The organism is Pleionea sediminis (genome assembly GCF_007570825.1).
Taxonomy (GTDB): domain Bacteria; phylum Pseudomonadota; class Gammaproteobacteria; order Enterobacterales; family Kangiellaceae; genus Pleionea; species Pleionea sediminis.
The window spans coordinates 55,796-80,944 of record NZ_SUNB01000005.1; the positions used below are offsets into that span (position 1 = coordinate 55,796).

Annotated in this window: 18 protein-coding genes; 9 read left to right on the forward strand and 9 right to left on the reverse strand. The window is 40.2% G+C overall.

What is annotated here, in order from left to right; genetic code table 11:
* The first annotated feature begins 50 nt into the window (after window positions 1–50).
* From FAX86_RS16980 to FAX86_RS16995, 4 genes are all read left to right on the forward strand, one after another.
* Window positions 51–3,767: a Dyp-type peroxidase gene (locus tag FAX86_RS16980; RefSeq protein WP_144394673.1), complete on the forward strand. Its 3,717-nt coding sequence runs from the start codon at window positions 51–53 to the stop codon at window positions 3,765–3,767.
* Window positions 3,768–3,823: 56 nt separating this feature from the next.
* A complete protein-coding gene (locus FAX86_RS16985; protein ID WP_164503645.1) occupies window positions 3,824–4,783 on the forward strand; it encodes a DUF2608 domain-containing protein in 960 nt (319 codons plus the stop codon).
* Between the two features lie 41 nt (window positions 4,784–4,824).
* Window positions 4,825–6,267, forward strand: a complete 1,443-nt coding sequence (locus FAX86_RS16990) for an alkaline phosphatase family protein (RefSeq protein ID WP_144394675.1) — start codon at window positions 4,825–4,827, stop codon at window positions 6,265–6,267.
* Between the two features lie 172 nt (window positions 6,268–6,439).
* Entirely contained in the window at window positions 6,440–7,324 is an 885-nt protein-coding gene (locus FAX86_RS16995) for an alpha/beta fold hydrolase (protein ID WP_144394676.1), read from the forward strand.
* A gap of 12 nt (window positions 7,325–7,336) precedes the next feature.
* Here FAX86_RS16995 and FAX86_RS17000 read toward each other — a convergent pair whose 3' ends face one another.
* From FAX86_RS17000 to FAX86_RS17030, 7 genes are all read right to left on the reverse strand, one after another.
* A complete protein-coding gene (locus FAX86_RS17000; RefSeq protein WP_144394677.1) occupies window positions 7,337–8,389 on the reverse strand; it encodes a GGDEF domain-containing protein in 1,053 nt (350 codons plus the stop codon).
* Between the two features lie 179 nt (window positions 8,390–8,568).
* Window positions 8,569–9,747 carry an aminotransferase class I/II-fold pyridoxal phosphate-dependent enzyme gene (locus FAX86_RS17005; protein ID WP_144394678.1) on the reverse strand — a complete coding sequence of 393 codons (1,179 nt, stop codon included), beginning with the start codon at window positions 9,745–9,747 and terminating at the stop codon, window positions 8,569–8,571.
* Between the two features lie 17 nt (window positions 9,748–9,764).
* On the reverse strand, window positions 9,765–10,361 hold the full coding sequence (locus FAX86_RS17010) for a hypothetical protein (RefSeq protein ID WP_144394679.1): 597 nt from the start codon (window positions 10,359–10,361) through the stop codon (window positions 9,765–9,767).
* The gene (locus FAX86_RS17015; protein WP_144394680.1) at window positions 10,358–12,154 is read right to left on the reverse strand and encodes a hypothetical protein; all 1,797 of its coding nucleotides are present in this window, start codon (window positions 12,152–12,154) and stop codon (window positions 10,358–10,360) included. Before FAX86_RS17015 ends, FAX86_RS17010 begins: the two co-directional genes overlap by 4 nt.
* Window positions 12,151–12,750, reverse strand: a complete 600-nt coding sequence (locus FAX86_RS17020) for an OmpA/MotB family protein (protein WP_205859241.1) — start codon at window positions 12,748–12,750, stop codon at window positions 12,151–12,153. The genes FAX86_RS17015 and FAX86_RS17020 overlap by 4 nt, the downstream gene beginning before the upstream one ends.
* Entirely contained in the window at window positions 12,750–13,658 is a 909-nt protein-coding gene (locus FAX86_RS17025) for a MotA/TolQ/ExbB proton channel family protein (protein WP_144394682.1), read from the reverse strand. The genes FAX86_RS17020 and FAX86_RS17025 overlap by 1 nt, the downstream gene beginning before the upstream one ends.
* Complete coding sequence (locus FAX86_RS17030; protein WP_144394683.1) at window positions 13,642–15,927, reverse strand: hypothetical protein; 2,286 nt, start codon at window positions 15,925–15,927, stop codon at window positions 13,642–13,644. Before FAX86_RS17030 ends, FAX86_RS17025 begins: the two co-directional genes overlap by 17 nt.
* A gap of 501 nt (window positions 15,928–16,428) precedes the next feature.
* Between FAX86_RS17030 and FAX86_RS17035 the strand changes: the two genes are divergently transcribed.
* Genes FAX86_RS17035 through FAX86_RS17045 form a run of 3 tightly spaced genes read left to right on the forward strand, consistent with a single transcriptional unit; the run spans window position 16,429 to window position 21,535 of the window.
* Window positions 16,429–17,064 (forward strand): TetR/AcrR family transcriptional regulator, encoded by a 636-nt coding sequence (locus FAX86_RS17035; protein WP_144394684.1) that lies wholly within the window; start codon window positions 16,429–16,431, stop codon window positions 17,062–17,064.
* The gene (locus FAX86_RS17040) at window positions 17,061–18,425 is read left to right on the forward strand and encodes an efflux RND transporter periplasmic adaptor subunit (protein ID WP_144394685.1); all 1,365 of its coding nucleotides are present in this window, start codon (window positions 17,061–17,063) and stop codon (window positions 18,423–18,425) included. Before FAX86_RS17035 ends, FAX86_RS17040 begins: the two co-directional genes overlap by 4 nt.
* Window positions 18,422–21,535 (forward strand): efflux RND transporter permease subunit, encoded by a 3,114-nt coding sequence (locus tag FAX86_RS17045; protein ID WP_144394686.1) that lies wholly within the window; start codon window positions 18,422–18,424, stop codon window positions 21,533–21,535. Before FAX86_RS17040 ends, FAX86_RS17045 begins: the two co-directional genes overlap by 4 nt.
* Window positions 21,536–21,607: 72 nt before the next feature.
* On the opposite strand, the gene FAX86_RS17050 is transcribed toward FAX86_RS17045, so the two are convergent.
* Entirely contained in the window at window positions 21,608–22,279 is a 672-nt protein-coding gene (locus FAX86_RS17050) for a hypothetical protein (RefSeq protein WP_144394687.1), read from the reverse strand.
* Between the two features lie 292 nt (window positions 22,280–22,571).
* Between FAX86_RS17050 and FAX86_RS17055 the strand changes: the two genes are divergently transcribed.
* The gene (locus FAX86_RS17055; protein WP_144394688.1) at window positions 22,572–23,135 is read left to right on the forward strand and encodes a Crp/Fnr family transcriptional regulator; all 564 of its coding nucleotides are present in this window, start codon (window positions 22,572–22,574) and stop codon (window positions 23,133–23,135) included.
* Between the two features lie 60 nt (window positions 23,136–23,195).
* A complete protein-coding gene (locus tag FAX86_RS17060; protein WP_144394689.1) occupies window positions 23,196–23,876 on the forward strand; it encodes a DUF1272 domain-containing protein in 681 nt (226 codons plus the stop codon).
* A gap of 7 nt (window positions 23,877–23,883) precedes the next feature.
* Here the strand turns inward: FAX86_RS17060 and FAX86_RS17065 are convergent, their stop codons facing one another.
* Complete coding sequence (locus tag FAX86_RS17065; RefSeq protein ID WP_144394690.1) at window positions 23,884–25,146, reverse strand: sensor histidine kinase; 1,263 nt, start codon at window positions 25,144–25,146, stop codon at window positions 23,884–23,886.
* Window positions 25,147–25,149 lie beyond the last annotated feature (3 nt).

Consider the following 25,149-nt stretch of genomic DNA (forward strand, 5'->3'; position numbering starts at 1 on the left):
GTTTTATTGCTAGCCCTTATCATTTTAAAATTTATTCACGGAGGAGTCTTATGACTAAAAACCGTCCATCCCCTTTGCGTGCAGAAGTCACTAACCTTAACTTTGGTCAGGAAGGTATCGCAGAATTTCCCAAATATGGTCACTTTGCGACTTTCTTTATTAAGAAAGATACCGATGACTTATACGAGCGTTGGTTAAAAGTTGTAAAGCTCACCGATGAATTATGCGCAAAATCGAAAGGCGAGGTGGTTTGTGTAAGAGGTGTGGACTTTTGTCTATGGACTCGTTGGTGCAAAGAACTAAAAATGCCCGTACCTAAAAGTAAACCCGATCATGCGTTACTTAATGACAAACCCTTTACCAATTCTGGAGGGGATCTTTGGTTTCATATTAAAGGAACGACCAACAAAAGTTGTGAGCGAATTTTTGAAGCTATTGAAAAGGCGTTGGATCCTGTCACAGAAAAGATTATTCACACTCCAGCTCATAAAATGCATGGCGGAAAAGTGTTTGGTGGACGCTTCCGCGATGCCATGATCAATCCAGTCGATCCTGTTAATTTATCGAACCGAGTGATTGTAGGGGATGAAGATGCTTTTTATCGCGGCTCAGCTTTCGTATTACAGCAAAAGTTTAAACACAACTGGGCACAGTTAGACGATAAAAATCAAATTGAAAAAGAAGATATGATCGGTCGAAATGTTAATGACGCCATCATTCCAATGCACGATGATCGTAGCCACATAAAGTGTGTTCGACAGGTAAACGGCGAGCGTGTGACCGACCGTATTTTACGACAGGCTTTGCCTTATGGTCAGTCAAAAACCGGCAATGGTAAAGAAGAAGGCGTCTATTTTGTCGCTTACGCCAAAGACAATAATATCTATCACGATTTAATTACTAATATTGTTGGGCCGGAAAAAGGCTTTATTAAAGATAAAATGCTCAGCAATACACATGCAACTTCAGGTAATTTCTGGTTTGTTCCTTCGGCAGAAATCATTAAATTAGCACCTGCTAAAGGAAGTATTCGAGTTCCTGAGAATGAGTATTTCGATGTCCGTAGTTCTAATGGGTACATGTATTACAATAATCGTGACTTTTTGCATCAGACTCAATTGCGAAAAGATGGTGATGAATTTAGCGATCGGATTTTATTACTGTTAAGCCAAAATTTTAGTCGCTGGAATGATACCTGGGAAAAGCCACAAATTATGCCATCGCCTGGACATTTGAGAGACCATTTAAGCAATGATAAATGGAAAAAATACCAAAAGTACGCGACCAGTAAGTCGGCGGCATTACGTAAAGGATTGGCAATAAAAATTAGTCTTTCCGATGTCTTGTTGCAAGAGCAGTATCGAGAGTTGGCAGGATTACATAATATAAAACCCTATGAACTTTTAGTGGGGAATATGCCGCCTCTCACTTTGGGCAGTGGTACTCAAGTTATGGAGTATTTAAACGAAGAAGAAAAAATAGAAGGCTTCTTCGGAATGAAAAATGAGTACTCGGCTACCGGACACAATATACCTAACTATAAAAAAGTATTGCGTTTGGGTGTCGGTGGGTTATTAAAAGAAGCGCAACAAAAGTTAAAAGGTTCGACCGGAGAAACACGTGCTTTTTATCAATCGGTAATTTGGTCTCTTGAAGGACTCGAAGCGTTTATTTTAAGTTATGCGGAACTAGCCAAGTCGTTGGAGGAGTCGACGCCTAAGACGGCTAAGTTTGAACGTGATAACTATGCTGCTATTGCTAAAAGAATGACTAAGCTGGCGTCAAAAAAGCCTAAAGGATTACTCGAAAGCTTACAGTTAATTTTTATCATTAACTGTGCATTACATCAAACCGGCGAACCCATGTCGATAGGACGACTTGATCAATATCTAATAGAGCCTTATTTGGCCGATATTAAAGCGGGTAAACTCGACGGTGCAGGAGCGCAGGAAATTATTGATGCTTTTTGGTTGAAAATGGATGAAACCGTTTTATATAACCGGCAGCACATGCAAGATTATCTAACCTATGGCACCGGCGCTGTATTTTATTCCGCAGGAAACTTTCCGCAAGGTTCTGCTTTAAACCAATGGGTACAACAAGTCACCCTGGGTGGCTATTTACCGACTAATTCGAAAACGCCAAAAGATGGGTGTAATCATATTACGTTACTTTGTTTAAAAGCAGCGCGTCGTCTTCCTCTTAATGCACCTTGTGTTTCTTTGCGTGTGCATAAGAATATGAATGAAGGACAGCATAAAGACATTATTGAAGAAGCGAGTAAAGCCATATTGTCTGGCGGCGCTCATCCTATTTTAATGAATGACGATAAGCTAGTGAAAGGATTGTTAGACAGCGGGCCAATAAAGCCTGAAGATGCTAGAGATTACGTTTGTGATGGATGTTATGAGCCGGTAATTCAAGGACGCAGTGAATGGGCGTTCAGTTATGTTCCAATTTTACCGGTGGTTGGTATGGCAATGAATCAGGGCGCGACAATTGCTGGTGCAGGATGGGTTCATCTACGTGGTATGAAAAATGGTTGGAATTCTCCACCACCCGAAACCATTAGGTCGTTTAGCGAGTTCTTAGATATCTTTTATCGTCAGTACACATGGCAAATCGCAGCTTTCTATAACACGCTAATGAACAGTTATGGCTCCTTATGGGAAATTTGTCCCAGCCCTTTATTTTCATCGATGACCGATGGTTGTATGGAGTCGGGTCGAGATATGACCAATGGTGGTGCTGAAATTCATATCGTTGCTCCTATGATGTGTGGCATTACCAATGCGATAAATTCTTTATACGCGATCAAGAAAATGGTATTTGATAAAGAATCGGCAGTCACTACGTTACCGGAATTATTGCAAGCGTTATGGAACAATTGGGGCGAAGATATGAAAGAGCCGTTTCAGAATGAGTTTGCTGGTGAAGCTCGTTCGGAAGCAAATGCTAGTCGATACAAAGAATTGAGAAAAATATCTTTGGAGCTTCCTAAGTTTGGTGAAGGACAGTGTGAAGAACTTAAACGACTTGCCGACAAAGTGGTTGACCGTTGCGTCAAGATTATACGAGATGGAATTGAAAACCCGGTTCCTTCAGTCAAAAAGGCTTACGATAATTTAAAGAAAAAATATTCTATAAAAGGCAAACCATTTGAATTTACGGTTACTCCGGGTGTTGGAACCTTTGAAGACAATCTTGGTTTGGGTGTGGGTATGGGGGCTTCGCCCGACGGGAGACTGGCCGGTGAGCCTATTGCTGATGACTTCTGTCCAGCTCCAAGTCCATCGGACATGCCGCCGATGTCAGAACCTCACGACATATATAAAGGACTCGACGACTGGAATGTGCCTTCTATTAACTATGGGCTTTCTAATGCGTCGCCGGTTGATATCAATATTTATGAAGATTTTAAGCCAGACGATCTTCAGGAGGTTATTCAACAGTTTGCGCAAGGAAAAATTGGTTCGAATCTATTGACGGTTACCACAGCTAATCCGACAACCTACGCTAATGCACAGGTGTATCCTGAAAAATACGACTTAGTACGGGTTCGTCAAGGCGGCTGGAGTGAGTTTTATATGGCAATGTTCCCTGAACATCAGGCTTATATCGCTCGACGACCTTATTATGGTGTTAAAACCTCCACTGAAAAACAATCGCTAAAGAAAAAGGCGAGCGCTAAAAGCAAAGGAGAACAAGCCAAAAAGAATTCGAAGAAAGGGAAAAAGGTAACTAATAAAATAGTTAAAGATGCCTAGTGACCTGGTGAAATAGAACTTAACTTGAACAACCCATTTATCGGAAGGAGATGGCTGTGACAATAAAACGAAAAATAAGTTATCTGATCGGAGTGCTAACCCTGTGCTCGTTTCAGTTACAAGCATCGTCAGACTTTAAAACCGCCGACTCATTTAAAGCCGTGGAGTCGGCTATTGAAGAACAAGGTTCCTCATATAAACATACTTTATTAGTGATGGATGATGATGACACATTAACCATGATGCGTTGTCCCAATCAAGCTAATAAAAAAGATTGTCAATACTTAGGGGGGCCCGCTTGGTACAGTTGGCAATCCTCTTTATTGAATACTCCCAACGCAAAATATCGAATCGCAAAAGACGAGGCGGATTTATTGAAAAAGGCAGCGTTACTTTTATCGTTGAATGATATGGATTATACCGAGACTTCTGTACCTGAAATATTAACTAAGCTCAGTGATAAAGGTGTCAAACTGGTGGTTTTAACGGCTCGTGGTGGTAGCAATTTATCGGCGACGGAAAGTCAGTTTGAAAGTTTGTTGTTGGATAAGAAAAAAAGTGAAGCAAAGAAAAATGCATCATCATTTTTTTCACTCATTCAAAATAGCGGTTTAAAAGGACTTAAAAGCGATATTTCAAGTATTGCTGGACCGATTAGTGCAACCGATTGTAATGCTGAACGTTCGGCTTATTACCAATCCAGTATTATGTATGTCGCAGGGCAGAATAAAGGATCCATGCTTCATTGTCTGCTTGCAAAGACTCAGTCGGGTGACATTAAAAATATTGTCTTTATTGATGATACGTTAAAAAACGTAAAAGATGTACAAGCTGCTTTCAAAGATAGTAAAAACTATAATGTGACAGCCATTCATTATACGGCACTCAGCGCGCACAAAATGGCTTTAACTCAGGGCAAAGATGCGCACTACTTTCAGCAGAAGGCGAATGAACGTTGGCTAAAAATTAAAAAGAGTTTGTCGAATGCCTTATTAAAACCTGCAGCGGTTCATTAATCACTTAATTATTTTCGAGTAAATATAAAAAGGATCTCACTATGTCAAAGTCAGCTTGGTCAAAAATAGAACATATTGTCGTGTTAATGTTAGAAAATCGTTCATTCGATCAAATGTTGGGTTATTTGTATCATGAGCATGGTAATAAATCACCATTAGGACATGATTACGAGGGATTAACCGGGGAGGAGTTTAATTTTGACTCAAAAGGAAACTCCGTTAGTGTTTTTAAGATCAAGCCCGACGATAAATACGCTTACTTTATGCCAGGAGCGGATCCAGGAGAGGGATATTTTAATACAAATGCACAGTTATTTGGTGACCATATTGCGCCAGAGCCAATAAAGCCAGCCGATAACTCGGGCTTTGTTAAAAACTTTGAATACACACTCGGTTGGGAGAAGACGTCCGACTGGTCGATTCTACCGGGAACGAAACCAGATCATATTATGGGAATGTTTCCGCCCAATATGTTACCGGTGCTATCCAGTTTGGCAATGAATTATGCGGTTTGTGATCATTGGTATTGTTCGGCACCGACGGAAACATTACCTAATCGAGCATTTGCAGCCATGGGAACCTCGCAAGGTCGACTGACTGATAAAGATAAATTATATACCGCACCAACTATTTTTAATCTTATGTCAAAACATAATAAATCGTGGTCAATTTATGGTTACGACAAACCGCCATTAAGTCGAGGTTCTTATTCTGATATTACTCATGCTGATGACAGTCATTTTGGAATTTTTTCTGATTTTGAAAATGCTGCGAAAAAAGGATCTTTGGCGAATTATGTTTTCCTCGAACCACAATGGGGCAAAAATGGCAATAGTCAACACCCTAATTACGACGTTGCGCGGGGCGAACAATTAATATTTGATGTGTATCAAACGTTAAAAAAATCGCCTTTGTGGGAAAAAACACTGTTGATCATTACTTATGATGAACACGGTGGTTGTTATGATCATGTCGCTCCTCCTGAAAATGCAACACCTCCAGACGACACTCATGGTCAATACGACTTTGACTTTAAGCGCTTTGGGCCAAGAGTTCCTGCTGTTTTAGTCTCGCCTTATATTGAAGCGGGAACGGTTTTTCGAGTTCCTGAAAGTGGTACGCCACTTGATCATACTTCGATATTAAAAACGATAGAAGAACGTTTTGATTTACCTTCATTGACCAAACGTGATGCAGCGGCTCCGAGTTTAAGCCATGTTTTGACGTTAGACAAAGCTCGAAATGATGATCCACTTGACGGTATTACTGTACCAAAAAGCGATGAGTCGGTTGATTTATCCAGTGACTCCGATCATTTACAAGAGCTGTATCTGGAAATTATGCGCCAACTGCCTAACGAGGAAGTATTGCAAAAAGAATATCCCGAAGAGCAGAAGTCATTAAAACGCAGTTCAGAGTTGCTCGATTATGCTGAAAAACGTTATCAAGAATACTTTAATGCTCGTAAAGATAACATCACTTAATGTGACAGTGTTTCTGAGTTTTAAACGACCTCATAACGAGGTCGTTTAATTGGAACGATTGATTTTTGCTATTCAGTCTTGTTTTAATAGATTCATAAGCAAAGAAGTTGAAGGAATCTATAAACTTCTGTAATCTCACCATCAAATCTCGTCTAACGCAATATTCTCATTTATGTACCAAGAATCTTTATTTGTTCCAGTTGCTGACCACCAGCTTCATCTACGCCATATTTGGCGTGATAATGGTGGAGCACCTGTCTTGATGCTCCATGGTGCTATAGAAAATGGAAAAATATTCTACACGGAATCCAATAAAGGGCTGGGAAGTTTTTTAGCCAGACAAGGTTTAGATGTCTTTGTTGCTGACTTTCGCGGTCGAGGGCAGAGTCAGCCGAGTTTGTATGAGTCTCAAAATCATGGACAGTATCACTCAATTACTGAAGATATTCCGGCATTGATTGAATTTATCCATCAGCAAACCAATCAACCGGTTCATATTGTTTGTCATTCGTGGGGAGGCGTATTGGCTGCCAGTACCATGGTGCGTTTTCCAGAGTTGAGAAGTAAGATAAAAAGCTATTTATGTTTTGGTACAAAGCGTCAGATAACGGTTTGGAATTTTGAACGATTGTTAAAAATCAGCCTAATTTGGAAACGATTTTCGCCGTGGATCGCAAAAAGAAAAGGTTACTTGGATGCGAAAAAATTGAAGATAGGTTCTGATGGTGAAACGCTTGATACCTTAAAAGAAGGTGTATCCTGGGTTAAGATTGGACCATGGCAGGATCCTGTAGACAGTTTTGACTATGAGTCGGCAGCAAAACATTATGATTGGCCACCGACCTGGCACATTACCGGACTTAAAGATAAGGCTTTAGGCCATGAAAAAGACGTGAAGGTATTTATGGCAGAATGTCATAATCCTGATGCGGATTTTAGTTTGTTATCGAAAGCAACGGGAAACCACGTGGATTATGATCATATTAATATACTGACTCACCCCAAAAGTGAAATGGATCATTTTCCAAAAGTTGCCGCCTGGTTAAACAAACATTAATGGCTAACACTTTTAGTCTTTTTTCTTGTGGCGTTCGCATAATTCGACCCGATTTCTGCCGCTATCTTTTGCAATATATAAAGCAACGTCGGCTTGTTTAAGCAGTGTTTCTGCTCTGATTTGTCGCTCGAAAGTTTCGAGCGCGGCAACGCCAAAACTGCACGTAATATTAATTTCAATATCGTCTTGTCGAAATATGTATTGCTCAACTCTCTCGCGCACTCGTTCTGCGACCAGTACACCTTTCTCTGAGTCTGAATTTGTTAAGACGATAACGAATTCTTCGCCCCCAAATCGTGCCACCCAGTCTGTTCCATCCCGAATGCAGGTTTGTGCAATATCGACAAACGACTTTAAGATTGAATCTCCTACGCTGTGTCCATAAGAATCATTTATTTTTTTAAAGTGATCAACATCAACAAAGATAACGGTAAGCGGGTAGTGAATGCGTAAACTGCGATTGATTTCTTTGGGCAGTTCTTTATCGAGATAAAGACGGTTATAGCACCCGGTTAATGGATCCCGTCTTGATATTTGTTTTACTTTGTTGGCTAAATTGAGAAAATTTTGGATCAGTTTAAATCCCATAAATGCGAAAAAGATAAAGTAGAGAATTAAGAACGACATGATGAGTAGGCGAGCAAATCCGGGTACTACCGCCCAATCAATGTCGAATAAATACATGCCACCAAATGACACGAGTGATGTGAGCATTATCGTGCTTATAAGTAACTTTAAAGCACCGATAAATGTCGCGTTGGTGAGTAAGACAAGTAACACAGCGAAAAGAATTTCTTCTCCTGGCGCTATGAGAAATATGCACGATGTTAACACCGCATCGATATGCATATTAATCACTTCCTGGCGTTTTGTCGTCCACCTGGCAGCCAATAAAATAGCGGTAAAGGGCCATAGTAGACCGGCGATCAGCACAAATATCGCCGGAACCTCTACGAGCCTTTCACCACTGACCACTCCGGCGATTAAAAGGTACGTATAGGCAGCCAACAAACGTGGCAAAAAATTAATCTTTGCTACTGGGTGCGCTTTTTTTATAAATTTCAAAGGGTTAGCTTATAAAAAAGTTTGAGTTCTTATTAAAGACTAAACTATATCTTGCGATTTTTCACGATTAATTGATGGTTGTATTGAGAGCTATGCTCTTGATGCCTAACAAGCCGATAGTCGCATCGCTGTTTCATCTTTGAGCATATTTTTACGTATCCATTGTTGCATTTAATTCACTAGTCAATAAAGTTAATTGCTTCATCCAGATATTCAACCAAAATATCCAATTGCTCTGTCGTATGCGACGCGGATACATGGATTCTAATAAGAGATTCTCCTTCCGGAGTATTCGGATAACACAGTCCACTTACAAGAATATTTTTAACAAACAAGTATTCGACTATCTTTTGCGCTCTCAGAGTGCTGCCGACAACAATACTCACCATGGGATGATCGTTAAATAAAAGTTTCCAGTCTTTAAGGGCTATTTTTTCTTTTAAATAATTTGCATTGCTTTTTAATTGCTCAATTGCCGATACATCTTGTTCCAGAATATCGATTGCTTTCATAATGACAGCGGCGTTAACGGGGGCAATTGGTTCCGATAAAATATAGGGTTTAGCACTTTGTCGCAGCCAGTTGATCAAGGTGCGATCACCACCGATAAATCCACCACTAACGTGACCCAGTGCGTTTGCAAATGAACCCGTGACCAAATCTTGCTTATCTTGTAAATTGAGTTCACTGAACAGACCGCGACCGTTCTCACCCAAAATACCTAAGCCAAGACTGTCGTCTACCACACTAATGGCATCATAAGATTCTTTGAATTCTTGAATGCGCTCTAAATTTGCGTATTCACCATTGGCGTTAAAAACTGCGTCAGTAACGATCATTCGAAAACGAGCATTTTCGGAGCACTTAATATGGTACTCCAAATTCTCATCGTCTTTATTTTTGTAATACACCGCTTTAGCTCGCGATAAGCGAATACTGTCAACTAAGGTGAGATTTGTCATTTCGTCGAGAAATATTACGTCACGCTCACTGGTAAGAGGTTCAAACAAACTCATGTTTGCCGTGTAGATCGAGGGGAAAACCATACAATCTTCAAGAAATAAAAATTCGCACAATCGTTCTTCGAGTGACTTAAATAAGTCCAGAGTTCCTATAAATGTTCTGGATGACGTGCTGCCCATGCCGTATTTGCGTATCGCATCTAGCGCCGTAGCCTGGAGTTCTTCATTAGTGCGCCAGCCTAAAAAATCATTATCGATAAAGTTATGTGCTTTGAATTCACCAAAGTCAACTTGCATGCCATCCGATTGACTGACATTAATTTCATGACGTAATAATCCCGCAGCATCCATATTCGTCATTTCTTTGGCGAATAACTTTTTCATTTTTTCAGACATAACGATTCACTGCTCCTTTATCGTGCTGTTCCGATAAACCAAACGATAGCACTCATGCAATATTGCCAGGATAGGCTCTTCTGGTTGGTATAATCGAGGCAAAACTTATCAAGCCCTTGCGCCAAACATTGATAGTCATCGCCCTTACAGTTTGCCTCTGGTGTTAAAGAAAATTGGGTGACCAGTCTTGAGTACTTTTGTTCCAATCTGTTGACGATGATTTGCCGTGAATTGCCAGTGTTGTTCTTTAGTATTTGATATCGCTCTGAACGAGGAATAAATACCACTTCACTGAGCTTGTTAACCACAATTATATCGGAGTAGAGCTCGCAGTTTAGCTTCTTTTTTTGACTTCTTAAGCTTTTGCAATTATCCATCGCGTATTGAATCAAACATTGGGTCCGTAAGCTCGACAGATTGGAGGCACAGTTATTGCGATCGACAACATTGATATAGCTATTAACGTTATCAATATCTTTTTCTTGAGCACTGGTAATCGCGACTAAAACCTTTTCAATGTAATCAATGCGACTCTGTTGTTGATAGGGCATTGTTTCTGCCGCGAGCAATCCACAAAAAACTAACAAAATTAAAGGAGTAGTCAGCTGTTTCATAGGCGTCCATGATTCTTTATATACTCTACGCGGAATTTCTCAACGTAGTTCTTAAGGTGAACATGATATGGATAGACTTCGAGAAGATCGTCTCTTTTTAAGATCCACTCATTGCCGAGAAAAATATCGGCGTCTTTAAGCACTTCCAGACGCGTTAAACGATATGAGGGTTGTTGTAAAAACTCATTCTCCGTTATAGCGGTACTTTCACTATCGGCGTCTTTCAGCTTGATATTGGATTGACTGTTGTACTGTGTATAACGAAACTTATTTTCCATAGAGCTCGAAAACTGTTTATACATGAGTATTTGAGGGTCTCGGCCATCATCGGTTATTGGAAAAAACCGAGTATTTACCTTAAATTGAGTATCTGCCAATTCTATTGTTGTTTGCGAAGTCTTACTCTTTCCATCGTCTCTACGCATGAAACATTGAAAGCTGACAAGTTCGTTTTTATCACGCAGTTGTTGCTCGCTTTTCGCTATCTTATTCTTGTTAAAAACGGTGTTCTTGGTATTGTCATCGCTCTTTGATTCACTAGCTGTCTCTTTGCTGGAGTCAATAGGCTCTACATCGTCAAGTTTTCTTAAGCTTTCATCAAGCGATAAAATTGTCTTTGCCAAATCGTGTCGCTTAAAAACAAGTTCAACTTCAGGCAACACTTTTTCTTTTGTTAAAAAACTTGTTGGGTTGTTGGCTAATTGTTCACAAGTATCTATCTCGGCATTCCAGTGAATGGTGTATTCTTTGCAAAATCCGGCGGTGATATTGACTTTGGGGTTGAACAACAGTTGGCCATAAGCGTGTTCCAGATACTGGCTATACTTACGCTTCTCATCATCTGTAGCATTAATCGTATTAGTTTGATTTTGGAAATCTTCTAAGCATTGTCCAGGTAACAGTGTTTCAATCGCTTTGTGCAAATACTCAGGCTTTGGAAAAGGTAAGTTGGTCCAGATATGGTGCGACGCTCGAGGAGCGGCACTAATGGCGTATCTTTGATAATCTGTGAGTGCTTCGATTTGATCGAGTTGTGCTTCAAACTTTTTCTTAATGTTTTTCACCTCGTTACCCGTGAAAAATACGACAGACTTGTCGATGAAGCTAGTAATTTGTCGAGTGAAATAATGGGCATAGGGTTCTTCTTTGCGGCGTTTTTCGCATACCTTGAGCTTTTCAACCTCCACCTTTTCCGGTTCACATTCTCCCAGGTCTTTGGCATATCCCAGCTCAAAAGCCTTAAGAATTAATGCACAGCCTGCTTTGGGAACCTGTTCTTCGACAACAGCCAGTTGTTCAGGACAAAAGTCGGAAGACGTTTGTAAAATTTCTCCGGGTAAGTCAGTCACTTTACTAAAGCCACGGTTGTCCAAGGTAATTAATGCCAATAAGAAAAAGATTGAGATACAACCTAGCTGACGTAAAACTAAAGGCAGCTCTTGCGCATTTACTTTTGATAAGTAGCTGATGGCAAAGCTCAAGTTGTTCTTTGTATATAGAGTGGTTGAGCCTTTGGGAATATTTTTAGGCTCAGTTAAATGAAGCAAGAACTTACTTTTTCTATCAAAGCTCCAAAATTTGAAAAATACGCTACCCAAAATTATGGAGAATAAGCCAATAAAAAACGAAAGGCTTTGGTTTAAACTCTTTAAATAATCCAAATTTAAGACATCGGATCGATAAGCGAGCAACAAAAGACCAAATACAATTAAAAGAATAACAATGGAGTTGGTGCCAACATTGATGTTGATCAACCCTTTTTTGTTACTGTTTAGATCGGAGTTTTGATTCATTCGAGGTCAAACTTATTAATTATTTTGTCTTCAATGGTAATCCGTCGATTCTTCGACTTTGCTGCTCTTAAGGTTTGTCTTTGAGCTTCCGATATTTTACCTTCGAAGTCGGGTACTTCTTGCACCGCTGTGTTATCGGCGTGTGTGCAAATAACAGCATGATCAGAAATGTCATCACTGTAGTTTTTTAATTCTTCGTAAGCGGCGTAGGCCCGTTGAAATCCAAGGTTAAAATTGTTTTCCTTCTTACCGTCACCGTCGGTATGGCCATGGATGATCAACATCCGCTTGGTCAATCCTCCTGTTTGGAAGTTAAGCACTTGACCCGTTTCGTCATAAAACAATTCTTTGAAAACTTCTTTACCTTCAGGGGAGATTTGCGATTTTCCAGGAGCGAAGAGTACATCTCCGGGCAAATTCAACATGCGGTCGGTAACATCGCCAATAGTTTCACTGACACCAATGTCCTTGCCTTGATTCAAAGACCAAAGTATGACAAAAAATACCATAATGATGGTCATCAAGTCGGTATAAATCACTTGCCAGGCGGCGGCGCCTGAATTTCTTGTTTTTTCAGTCTTTACAAACTTATTCATCATTCCACCTCAATGGTGTTTTTATTTTCCATGATGACCTGTAATGCGCGGCAGAAAGTTTCGTAATCGTAGTCTAAGTCGACCATACGGCGTTCAAACCGTGTTCCTATTATGCGGTAGATGGACGAGAATATTGCGCCATAAAGAGTAGTTTTAAGTGCTAATGCAAGTTGTGGTGACAAGGATTCCACGGTAACGTCAGAACCTAAACTATCAAACATAATAATCAATCCGATAATTGTTCCTATGAGACCAAAAAGAGGCATAACACTGGAAACAAAATCGAAGTTAGATGTGGAAGACTCATAAAGTTCGTGACACTCAACGTAGTAAGAGTGAGCAACAAACTCAGCGTAATCAAAGTTTTTACCCGATGAAACAACTTCTTGAATATCACGTGAGAGAGGATTGTCGGGTAATCGAATGGCCGATCCTTGTCGTACCAGTCCGACCGCGACACTGCCATCTCGGCCGCGCTGAATGTTGAGTTCATTTTGCAGTGCGATTAACGTTTGTTGAATGTTAGAGGCTCGTTCATTCAGATGTTTTGACGAGAAAAAGATTATGAACGATGAAAACATCAACTTAATCAGTGCAAGACCTGTGACATAAATGAGTAGGCCAATAGAGATGGTAAACATGGAAATGAAATAGTTTTCGGTAATAAAAAAAACCGATGCAACGAGTAACATAATTCCAAAACCAATCAAGCCGACAAAACCTGCTCCAGCGGCTGACTGCTTAACTTCTCGTGTACTTTTATTAAAAGATGGAAAAAAAGTGCCTTTAGACTTTTTGTTGTCATCATCGGCAGATACATCTTGCGACGATAAGTCGTCTAATGTTGTATCCTCTGTTGATGCGTCAGGATTACTCACGTCTTCTAAATCGTCATTTTCTCTCGTCATTGTCTTTCTCTTCTTCCTCTTTGGATTTTTCTATGGCTTCTTGAATTGCTTGCTCTTCGTCCTGAATGATTCGTAAATATTCTGGGTGGTATTGATAGGACTCAAAACCAATCCATGCCACCAGGCTGACAAACGCGAGTACGGATGCCCACTTAATTGAACGTCGTAAAATAACACTTTTCTTTTCGTTCAGTGGGTGCGCACAAAACTTTGATAACCAGACAATTCGGTCATATTCGTCAGTGCGGCTCAACTTAGGTTTTCTATTATCAACAACCTCTTTTACAGCCGTTAGTATTTTATCTTGGCTTTCTAATACATAGTTAGACATACGTCGCGTTGTTAAACATTTAGCATCCTCACTAACTTGATAGTATAGATGCTGGATTAAATGGTGAAGGCCAAAATTCAATACGACAAAAGTATCTGAAATAATTGAAAAATAACGCGAAAAGAAAAAGTTGTACGACTTCTTTTTTTCGCCTTTTTTATAACGAAAGTAGAAATAAGGTGTTGAGAATATATGTTCATTACGTAACAGACCGCCCAGTTTGTGCATGATTATGCCAAACAAGAAGTCTTTATCATCCATACTGGCATCATCGATTTCAGCATCTTCGTCATAGGGCTCATTAAGTAGTGCATCCTCCAAGAGTAAAGCTTCAACAACTTGCATATCATCGAAGTTATCCGACATAAGCGATGGCAGATCATCTTGTGGTTGGAATTCTGGTAAGATTAGCCCTTTAATTTTTCCTGCTCGACTATTCGAATGGGATTGACGGAGGTTTATGTCGCTCGCGAAGTAACTGGCAATTTTTTTTATGATGGATTCTCTTTTCTGGTCACTCATGGAAAAGAGCTTTTTCTTCTTATCGGGATTTAAATTGGGTTGCAGATTAAAAGCGCTGGTGTGGCGATACTTTCGTTTGATTAATTTTTTTTCTGTGTCTCGAGAAATGGCAAAGTCAATCAGTCGTTTTTCGATAACGATACGCGGCCTGCCAAAGCCACCGCCGTAACTAATGACACCTTTATTTTTTCCTGGAAGAAAAACGATATTATCAACCAGTTGCTTATTTAGAGTGACGCCATTGCGTTTTAAGTAACCGATTAAATATTTCTTTATTTTTTTATGGGACATGCTATTAAAGTCTAACTGACCATCAACCAGCTTGACATCAAGAGTCATCGCAAAAACTTCAAGAGTTAAACCTAGCCAGTAGCAAATAAATAATCCCGACAGTGGAAATACATAGAGAAAGATTGTTTTGTCGTTAAAGTTTAAGTATTGGCAAAACGTGTAAATTCCATAGAAGTAGCCCGAAAAAAAGAGTAAAACAAAGGATAGTTTTATCAATAAAGTAATAGAAAAAGCTCGAATAAGCGGAAAGATTGTTGTTTGTGTAATGCGCTCAATGCCTTGCAAGCTGGGAACAACTATTTTTAAGTTGATTATAAGAAAGTAGCCCCACGCAAAGCCGGCGAAAGTAGGAAATAACCATTGATATCGCGCAAAGTCATTTAACAGGCCTTCAATAAAATCGGATAGTTGAAAGTAATCAACAATAAATGGGTAGCCAATGATTAAATAGCTGACCAGCAGAAAGGGTAAAAAATATTGCCGGATGATAAAGACTCGTTCGGTATTTTTACGAGAGTTTCCTAAAAACGATAGGAAATAAGGAAAGCTAATAAATAATGCGAGAGCGATAATAAATAAGTTTCGGTATTTCGTGATAAAAGAGGCCGTTTCCGATGTTTCAGCCTCATTCAATTCGTTGTTGAGTTGAGTCGTGAACTTTCGTTGCTCGAGAATTCCACCTTTCTCCAAAAATGGTTTGAATGCCGCGAAGGCTTCCATTCGGAGTTTCAGCATTGAAGAGTCGGTACCTATGGCAACAGAGCCAGATTCGATTAAGCTTTCTTCTCGAACATCATACACTTTATAGTCAATATCGGAATTATTGACTTCGCCTAGCATTAAGGCATCGATGTTTAACTTTTGATACAGTTTTATCAGGCAGGAGATCGAGCGTTCTGGACACTGGCTTAATTCGTTGTTGTCTTTGTTGACGGAAATAATTCGGGCGTAACCGGCGAGGTCATTGTAGACGTTTTTTTCTAATGCACTCACGAGCCAGGGGCTTTGCTCTTCTTTAGCAACAAAACTGACAACAAAACGTCCCTTTACCACTTCATCATCAGCATGCAGCGGTTTAAGGAAGGATAGAATTGTAATTGCCAGAAAAAGCAGTATACGAATCAATTTTATTCTACTTATATGTCATGTTATTTGAAATATGTCTGATAGACATAGTAAAGAGAGCAACCAAAGCCTCGTAAAACATTGACTTTAAAGGGATAGTTCAGACTAACTCCAAAGTCAAATATCTCTTATTAGGCGTAAGATTACTCGCGAATGAGGGATACACAAGGACATCCATCACAGACCGATTAAAAGGACCTTGGCTTTGCTTAGAGATGGGGAAGCCGTCATCCTTTTAACGTAGGTCGGTCCTATTTTCGATGAGCTCAATGGGCAGATATTGGGAATTACATCATTTTGTATTCGAGATATGAAACTTTAATGTTCTTTCAAAATATAATCAGTCCAAAGAGGGTGATTGACCAAAGCTCATCATCTGATCAGGATGGTGTCAATCAATTGCCAACTGAAGCGCTTTCAGGACCAATTGAAGCACTTTCTGGTTGCTTTTTTATCGAGAACTCTATTTAATTACACGTCTGTGTAATTAAAGGCTTGGCTATGAATGCATCTCGAGGACGTCCAATTGATTCTGATAAGCAACAGGAGCAAAAACTTAAGTTGCTTCAAGCCGCACGAGAATTACTGGACGATAAAACTTACAAGTCGATTACTGTGCGTGATATTGCAAGCCAGGCAGGCGTGAATTCTGCCATGGTGCGTTATTATTTCTCGAATAAAGAAGGTCTATTTGTCGCCTTGTTTCAGCAACTCTCAAAAAACCAGTTTGAAAAAATTAAAACCTTGCTTGAACTCGAGGACCCATTAAAACAATTTATCCCGATGATGATTCAGATGGCTTGCCAAAACCGTGGCTTAATCCGGTTTGTGCACGATGAGGTGCTAACGGAAGAATCGTCGTTAAAGAAGACATTTATCGAAGGACTGCCCCGAAATATTGCAACTTTTTTGCCTCAATTGATTCAAAGGGACATTCAAAAAGGTCGGTTTCGTGAAGATTTGAATCCAAAGTCGGCCGCATTTTCACTCATGAGTTTAATTATGCTTCCTATTGTGATTGATCCGGTCCGAGAAGATGTTTGGCAAATTCCCATGAGCGATATCGAAAGTCCTCAGTGGGCCAATCACATTTATCAATTATTTATTAACGGCTGCAGCAAGGAGTCGAACCAATGAAACAATTTTTACAGCAAAAGTGGACACTTCCCGTAATGATCGTTACAGGGGTAGTGATCACTCTATTAATCATTGAGTTGCAACCTGAGTTAAAGCATCAAAATAAGGAAAAGTATCCAGTCGTTGTTAATGCAATTAATGTCAGGGAAGCCAAAGTTGCGCCAACTATCACTGGGTTTGGTAATGTCGTCGCCGATCGAAAACTCGAAGCAAAGGCCGAGGTGAGTGGGCGAGTAACCTACGTTCATCCAGAATTGAAAAAAGGCACCTTTTTGTCGCAAGGTACCTTACTGATAAAAATCGACGATAAAGATTATCAGCTGGCTTTAAAACAGGCTGAGGCCGATCGGGTGGCTAAGCAAGCAAATCTCAAAGAGCTCGAGCTCACTATCGAAAACAATGAGTTGGAACTTAAGCTGGCGAAGCAAAAACTGTCGGTTCGCAAAAAAGAACTTAATCGGTTAACTCAATTACAAAAGCAAGGATCCATTTCACAGTCGCGACTCGATCAGGAGAAGCAAAATTATCTACAACAGCAACAAGAAGTTCAAAAGCTAGAAAACTTAAAAACGACTTTACCATCGGATATGGAAGTCGTTAAAGCACAAATTGCCATTGCCGAAGCCAAGGTGAAACAAAGTGAACGCAATCTGGAACGCACACAAATTCACTTGCCGTTTAACGGACGTATCAGTCAGGTTCGCGTTGAGAAGGATCAGTACATCACCGCTGCGAGTCCGTTGTTTAATGCGTTTAGTATGGAAAAAATGTTGGTCGAAGCTCAATTTCCGGTTGAGCAGTTTCGCCAGATCGCCGCGGTACTCGACGGCGATAAATTGTCGTCGTTCAGCCAAGAGCAAAATTCCAATATGACCGAGATATTGTCATCAATGGGACTGAGTGCTGAAGTGAATATTGCCGGTAAGTCTCGAGTAAAATGGAAAGCCGTGGTCGAACGAATTAGTGACGACTTGGACCCCAAAAGTCGAACTATTGGAGTCACGGTAAGTGTAAGTGACAGTTATCAGATGATGGTGCCCGGCAAGCGTCCACCACTGCTGGAAGGTATGTATATGGAAGTACAGTTACAAGGTGCCGCGCAACAACGCCTTGTGATCCCAAGGTTTGCACTTCACCAGCGACAAGTTTATTTGATTAATAAGGAACAACAACTCGAACGTCGAACGCTTAAAAATTTTCATTTGCAAGACGAGTTAGTGATCGTCAATCAGGGATTGTTGGCAGGAGAAAAAATTATTACATCTGATGTTTTCCCTGCTGTTGATGGTATGACATTAAATCCACAAAACGATCAACGAACCGCAACACTAATGGTTAAGTGGCTGGAGCAATACCAATGATTCGTTTTTTTGCGGCGCATCCTACAGCAGCCAATTTATTAATGATTTTATTTTTGGCGTTAGGGATATCTGTGCTGCCCGATCTTAAACGGGAAACTTTTCCTCTGATTAATTCCTGGAAGGTTGAAGTTCGTGTTGCATACCCTGGCGCGACTCCTCAAGATGTCGAACTGGAGATCTGTAAGCCGCTGGAAGATGCCTTTGACGGCATTAGCTTTATCGATGAAAAAGTCTGTCAAGCGCGACAAAATCTGGGTTTGATGACCGTTAAAATGTTGGAGCAGGGTGATTTTGAACAGTTTAAAGATGATATCAAAACAGCGGTCGATGGCATCAACGGTTTCCCCGCACAGTCAGAACCTCCCGTGGTTAAAGAATTGGGACGTACCCAAAATGTTGTTGCAATTGCCATTACAGCCGACTTGTCTCAACCTGAGCTAAAAACTTTGGCAGAACAAGTCAAGCAACGGCTGTTACAGCACCCAGAAATTCCCCTGGTTGAAATCAATGGTTTTTCTACCCGGCAACTGCGTATTGAGGTAACTAATGAAAATTTGCGTCGATACGGATTAAGTCTGGATCGGTTAACGAAGATTATCAGTGAACAAAATATTAACCTGCCCTCCGGGAGTATTGAAACATCAACTCGAGAAACACAAATTCGCTTTAATGATGAACGTCGTTCTATCGAAGGGCTGGCGGAATTGATCGTATTACAGGGTGAGCAAGGAAATGAAGTTCGACTGGGTGATATTGCGACTATTTCCGACACCTTTGAATTGTCCGAGCAAAAAGTTCGCTTTAATAACAAGCCTGCAGCGTTATTAAAAATTAACAAAAATACGATTGATGACAGTTTAAATGTGTTGGCTGCAGTTGAGCAAATGATTGCCGAAGAAAATGCGCGCTTACCAGAAGGAATCGATCTACAATTAACTCAAGATGCGACCAGTATCGTTAAAGATCGTATCAAAATGTTAGCAACCAATGCCTGGCAAGGTTTGTTATTGGTGTTTGGCGTTATGTGGTTGTTCTTTACCATTCGTTACGCTTTTTGGGTGGTTATGGGCTTGCCCGTGTCGTTTCTCGCCAGCTTTTATTTATTAAGTTACATCGGCATCACCATTAATATGATTTCAATGGTGGCACTGTTACTGGCACTCGGGATCTTAATGGATGATGCCATTGTAATTGCAGAATCGATAGGGAGCCATATCAAAAAAGGCAAAAAGCCTTTACAGGCTGCGATTGATGGAACCAAAGCCGTGGCCGGAGGAGTGTTTTCATCATTTTTAACAACGTTAAGTATTTTTATTGGGCTGGTCTTTTTGCAGGGGGATTTAGGGCAAATTTTAAAAGTGATTCCCATTGTTTTAATCTCAGTGATTACGGTTTCATTAGTGGAGGCATTTTTTATTCTGCCTGCGCATTTGAATCACTCGTTAGCTCATGCCAAAGACCACAAACCTTCGAATTTTCGAAATTGGTTTAATCAAAAGTTTGAGAATGGTCGCAGTAAGGTGTTTAAGCTTGTAGAGAACCTTGTACGTTTTCGCTATCTGTTTATTGGTAGTGTCATTACTATCTTTCTCTTATCTTTGTCGATGTTATTTTCGGGCGTATTAAAGTTTACTGCGTTTCCCGATGTTGAAGGTGATATATTGCAGGCCCGATTGTTAATGCCTGCAGGGACTCCACTAAGTCGTACCGAGCAGGTGGTTGATCAAATTATTCACGGCCTTGAGGAAACGAACTTAGAATTATCGAAACAGGAATCTTCAAAGTTAGTTAATGCGGTAACCATCAGTTTTAGTGAAAATTCTGATGCCATGGAGTCTGGCCCACATCTGGCGACTATAACGGCTGATCTATTAACCGCTGAAGTGCGTCATACAAAGATGCAACACTTCATTGATTTGTGGCGACAGAAGACCGGTGTTATTGCTGATGCGACGACCTTGTCGTACAAAGAGCCTGCAATTGGTCCCAGCGGCCGTGCGATTAAAATTCGAATTGCCGGTGATAACTTCGAACAATTGTCGCAAGCATCCCATGACTTACAACAATGGCTAACAGGATATCCCGGCGTAGAGAACTTACTTGATGATTTAAGACCAGGTAAACCGGAGTTTTCTTTAACGCTTAAACCCGGTGCCTCAAACCTTGGGCTGGATGCGCAAACGATTGCTAATCAACTCCGCAGCGCTTTTCAAGGTGCAAAGGTCATGGAAACGAATGTTGGATTAGAAACCTATGACGTTTCAGTGCAAATCGCAAAAGACTCGCGCGATGAGTTCGCCGACTTTGATAACTTCGCCATTGTTCATCCAAGTAGTGGTGCGTTAATTCCATTATCGTCGGTAGCTGATATCACATCCACACGCAGTTATTCTCGTATTGGCCGTGTTGATAATCAACGGGCGGTCACTATTTATGGCGATGTCAATACACTCGTTAGCAATACAAATGAAGTCCTTTCGGATGTGCAAAAACGTTGGCTGCCACAGTTTGAAAAAAATTATCCTGAGTTGAAAATATATTTTGAAGGGGAGATTAAAAATAGTGCCATTACTCAAAAATCGATGGCGAGTTCTTTTGTGATGGGCATTATTGGCGTATTTATTTTATTATCCTTTCAATTTAAAAGTTATGTTGAACCTGTTGTCGTCCTTATGGCAATTCCTTTGGCCCTTATTGGTGTTATCTGGGGACACTTATTGATGGGATTAAATTTTACCATGCCTTCCGCATTGGGATTCGTTTCGCTGGCAGGTATTGTGGTGAACGATTCTATTTTATTAGTGCAATTTGTTAAACAGCATGTCGCAGAAGGTGAGACGGTGCACGATGCCGCAGCAAAAGCGAGTTACGATCGATATCGAGCCGTTTTTCTGACTTCAATTACAACCATTGCCGGTATGACACCTTTGTTATTTGAAACCAGTTTACAGGCTCAGGTGCTTATTCCACTAGCGACCAGTATTGTTTTTGGAATAGCAACTTCGACGTTGTTGGTTTTGTTCGTTATACCGTGTTTATACGCTATTTTGGAAGACCTTGGATTTGCAAAGGCAAAAGAACATGCAGAACCGGAGAAAACGTTAACTTAATATTGGATTCTTGAATGCAAAGTGTTTGAAAAAAAGTTCAACGTTGCTTTGGATATTTTTGAATACTTGCGATTAGTCCGTAACGACCAGTTCATAGTTCAACGGCATCCCCTGTGTTTCGATAGCGTTTATCGACACATAGTAGGCTCGACCGAGCGTGGGTGTAAATGAAAGCGATTGGCCGTTGGGGGAGAGGTTGTTTAATGTCGAACCAATTAGAACACGATTCTCATCGTAGAGCTCGATGTAAATATTTTCTTGCTGATAGAAAGGGAGAGTGCAAACTCCAGGTTCTCGACAAACGTAAACGGCGTGAAGATCATTAGAAAGCGAACCGAAAACAACAAAGTCGGTGAGGTCTGTGGCGCTATCAATGGAACCTCGTATAGCAACGGTCGCGCCTTGCTGCATAAAAAAGGCTAACGAATCATCAAAAGTGTTATTGGGCTCTTGTTCAGTTGTTTGAGTAATGCCTGATAATGCATCGATATAATCGCCGGTAATTATCCCTGATGGAAAGTCATTACTGGACTCCTCTTCGGTGCAGGCAACTTCTTCCGTGCATTGACCACTATACCAGGCAAAAATTAAAGATATACCAAATGGATCGTTGAATGCACTAGAGGGACAGTTGTAAATACTGGTATTAAAGCAAACCTCTGGCTTTTTTGTGTCGGATGAATCGCCGCAAGCCAGAAGGAGAATGCTTGAGATGCAATAAAGAAGGATTTTGTGCATAGCCATTTTGAATCAATCGTATTCATTTAAGTTTACGCTATCTTCTTGGATGTTTTAGTTCGATTTTCTTCTTTAAACAAATGCTATTAATAGCTAATAAGACGAGACTAACTCAATCGAAATAAATTGCGGTTGGTTTATGAACAGAAGCTTGAGATTCGATTTTATGTGAAAAATCTTTAAATTCTGCTTTTACCAGTTGTTTGTCTAGGCAAAGTGAGCTCATTCTTCAAATTTCGACTTTGGCAAAAAGTCAGATACACTAGAGTCCTTGATCCTGGAATCTATTATATGAAATATGGTCAACGTCATACCTCAATCATTTAATGAAATTCAGCATCTTTTACCTTCGCTAAAAGAGGTTGGAAAGAAACGTGAGTTTAAGAAGAATGATTTTATCTGCCGAGCGGGCGATAAAGTTACTCACTTGTTTTATATTGTCAGCGGCTTGGTAAAGTGCTTTCAGGTTCATGACGGCAAGGAGGTTATATTAAGGATTTTATCAGATAATAGCGCTGCGTTTGCCTATTCGGCCTTTTTGACCGACAGTTTGTCTTTGGAATACATTGAGTGCATGCAAGATTGCCAAGGTGTACTGATTTCGTTAACTGATCTGCAGCGTGCTCGAGAAAAAAAGCCAGAAATCAATCGGCTGTATCAATTCATGGCAGAACAACACTACTTGTCGATGGAAAGACGGTTAATAATGCTCCATCATAAATCGGCCAAAGAGCGATATCGTTTTTTTTGTGAACATATGGACGATAAAGTGGTCACGGAAACTCCGAAAAACTGTATTGCTTCTTACTTAGGTATCACACCGGAATCTTTTAGTCGAATAAAACGAGAACTTAACAATTGATAAGGTTTTAAATGGCGAACCTACCTAGAATGACGATCAAACCAGTTCTAGGAGTTACCCATGTTAAAAATGAAACCTAATTGCGAAAGTTGTGACTGTGGTGTCAGAGCGGATTCTTCGGCCTATATTTGTTCTTTTGAATGCACCTTTTGCAATAAATGTACGCAATCTTTCGATGCAAAGTGCCCTAACTGCTCGGGCGAACTCGTTCCTCGACCCAAAAGAGCTAAGAGTCTCGCTGTGAATTCTGAAGATAGCGATTCATTTGGAAATAAAAACGGTATTAACGTAAAACTGGATAATATTGAGTCAAAGGCCATTGTAGGAATAAGTGCGCGAACCAACAATTCAAATGAATTGAATGCTTCGAAAGCTAAATTGCCTAAGTTATGGCGAGATTTCAGAAATAAGATACTTGATAAAGATGTTTTTGGCTCGGCAGTTTATGGCGTTTATTCAGATTATGAAACGGATGCGAATGGAGAATACTCGGTACTCGCTGGTGTCGAATGTGACCAAACCAATGAAAACCTAAAACATTTGGATGTTGTACAAATTCCGGGAGGGAAGTTTTTGGTGTTTGAAGCGAAAGGCTCCACTCCAGAAGTGCTTTACCAAACCTGGATTAAAGTATGGGAATATTTTTCTCAACCTAAAGTGAGTTATGTACGAACGTTTACAACCGACTTTGACGTTCGAAAAGAAAATAATCAAATTGCAATATATATTGCTGTTCAATAATATTCTTTTACTCAATGACAACTTTTGTTCCTTCCGGTAGTTTTTCGATTTCTAGAGAGAGTCCTTGATGTTCACACAAACGTGCCACCAAGGACAAGCCAATGCCAAAACCTTGGCTGTGCTGTCCTTTAACTAAAGGCTCGGTTATGCGGTCTTTGATACTATCTTCTAGCCCGATACCGGTATCTGTAATGGTTAATCTCCCATCTGAAAACTGGACTGTCACACAGCCCTTTTGCGTATATTGAAAGGCATTGCCAATTAAGTTAGACAGCAAAATGTGCAGGTCGTGTTGATGAATCACTTTTTCTGCATTCGAAGTCACCTGTACATTAACTTGGACAGGTTTATCTTCAATTAGCCGTGATTTTTCGACAATAACCTGCTCAACAATCGGTAATACTCGAACGGGTTTTGTCGCCTTCGGATGCTCTTGGCGCGCTAAAGCTAATAATATGGTAATCATTTGTTCCATTTGAAGACAAGATGAGTCAATCTGAGCAATCAGTTGTTTTTGGTTATCTGTCATTGAGTGACGGGTATTTTTAAGTAACTCCAAGGAGGTTTTAATAATGGCGATGGGAGTTCTTAACTCGTGGCTAGCATCGCGCGTGAAATGTTGCTCACGTTCAATATAAGTTTGAATTTGCTCCATGGAATACTCGAGTGCAGAAGCCAGTTGACCCACTTCGTTATTGGGGTATTGGTGTTTTAATGATTGACTTAAGGAAGTCGGCGATAAGTGTTCGATTTCCTTCGCCAGTTGTGTAACCGGTTTAATGGCTCGGTTACCAAGTCGGTAGCCCAGATAGATAGCGATGGCGGTCAGTATCATTGTCCAAAATCCTAAAAACCAAAGAATGGTTTTTCGATTGGAGCGAATTAATAATTGACTACTGACTTCAGCGACTAAGTAAGGACCATTCTCATAAATTTGTAAAATGTGAAAGTATCGATTATTGTTTCCTGATACTTCGATACGTTCAGGTTCATCTAACATCGTCGATCTTATTTCATCAGGAAATTCATTTAATGTTTTGTAAATTTGAATGTATTCCGCACGAGGCTTTGGCCATTCATTTTTCTTTTTAAAAACATCCAGAAGATATGCTTCTTCTTCTTTTAGCCGGAGTTGAAAGAATTTATCTTCAATGGTGTAAAGGTTGAGGAAGTTTAGACCACTAAAAAGTAATGACAGAAATAAAGCGAATCCAACAAAATATCTGAGTATTTGATTGCGTAAACTAAACTGTCGCACTGGAATGTTCAAACA

Bases quoted from the DNA above. Each gene is read 5' to 3' on its own strand.
- FAX86_RS16980 (WP_144394673.1), top strand. From the start codon at position 51: ATGACTAAAAACCGTCCATCCCCTTTGCGTGCAGAAGTCACTAACCTT.
- FAX86_RS16990 (WP_144394675.1), top strand. From the start codon at position 4,825: ATGTCAAAGTCAGCTTGGTCAAAAATAGAACATATTGTCGTGTTAATG.
- FAX86_RS16995 (WP_144394676.1), top strand. From the start codon at position 6,440: ATGTACCAAGAATCTTTATTTGTTCCAGTTGCTGACCACCAGCTTCAT.
- FAX86_RS17005 (WP_144394678.1), bottom strand. From the start codon at position 9,747: ATGTCTGAAAAAATGAAAAAGTTATTCGCCAAAGAAATGACGAATATG.
- FAX86_RS17010 (WP_144394679.1), bottom strand. From the start codon at position 10,361: ATGAAACAGCTGACTACTCCTTTAATTTTGTTAGTTTTTTGTGGATTG.
- FAX86_RS17015 (WP_144394680.1), bottom strand. From the start codon at position 12,154: ATGAATCAAAACTCCGATCTAAACAGTAACAAAAAAGGGTTGATCAAC.
- FAX86_RS17020 (WP_205859241.1), bottom strand. From the start codon at position 12,750: ATGAATAAGTTTGTAAAGACTGAAAAAACAAGAAATTCAGGCGCCGCC.
- FAX86_RS17025 (WP_144394682.1), bottom strand. From the start codon at position 13,658: ATGACGAGAGAAAATGACGATTTAGAAGACGTGAGTAATCCTGACGCA.
- FAX86_RS17035 (WP_144394684.1), top strand. From the start codon at position 16,429: ATGAATGCATCTCGAGGACGTCCAATTGATTCTGATAAGCAACAGGAG.
- FAX86_RS17040 (WP_144394685.1), top strand. From the start codon at position 17,061: ATGAAACAATTTTTACAGCAAAAGTGGACACTTCCCGTAATGATCGTT.
- FAX86_RS17045 (WP_144394686.1), top strand. From the start codon at position 18,422: ATGATTCGTTTTTTTGCGGCGCATCCTACAGCAGCCAATTTATTAATG.
- FAX86_RS17050 (WP_144394687.1), bottom strand. From the start codon at position 22,279: ATGGCTATGCACAAAATCCTTCTTTATTGCATCTCAAGCATTCTCCTT.
- FAX86_RS17055 (WP_144394688.1), top strand. From the start codon at position 22,572: ATGGTCAACGTCATACCTCAATCATTTAATGAAATTCAGCATCTTTTA.
- FAX86_RS17060 (WP_144394689.1), top strand. From the start codon at position 23,196: ATGTTAAAAATGAAACCTAATTGCGAAAGTTGTGACTGTGGTGTCAGA.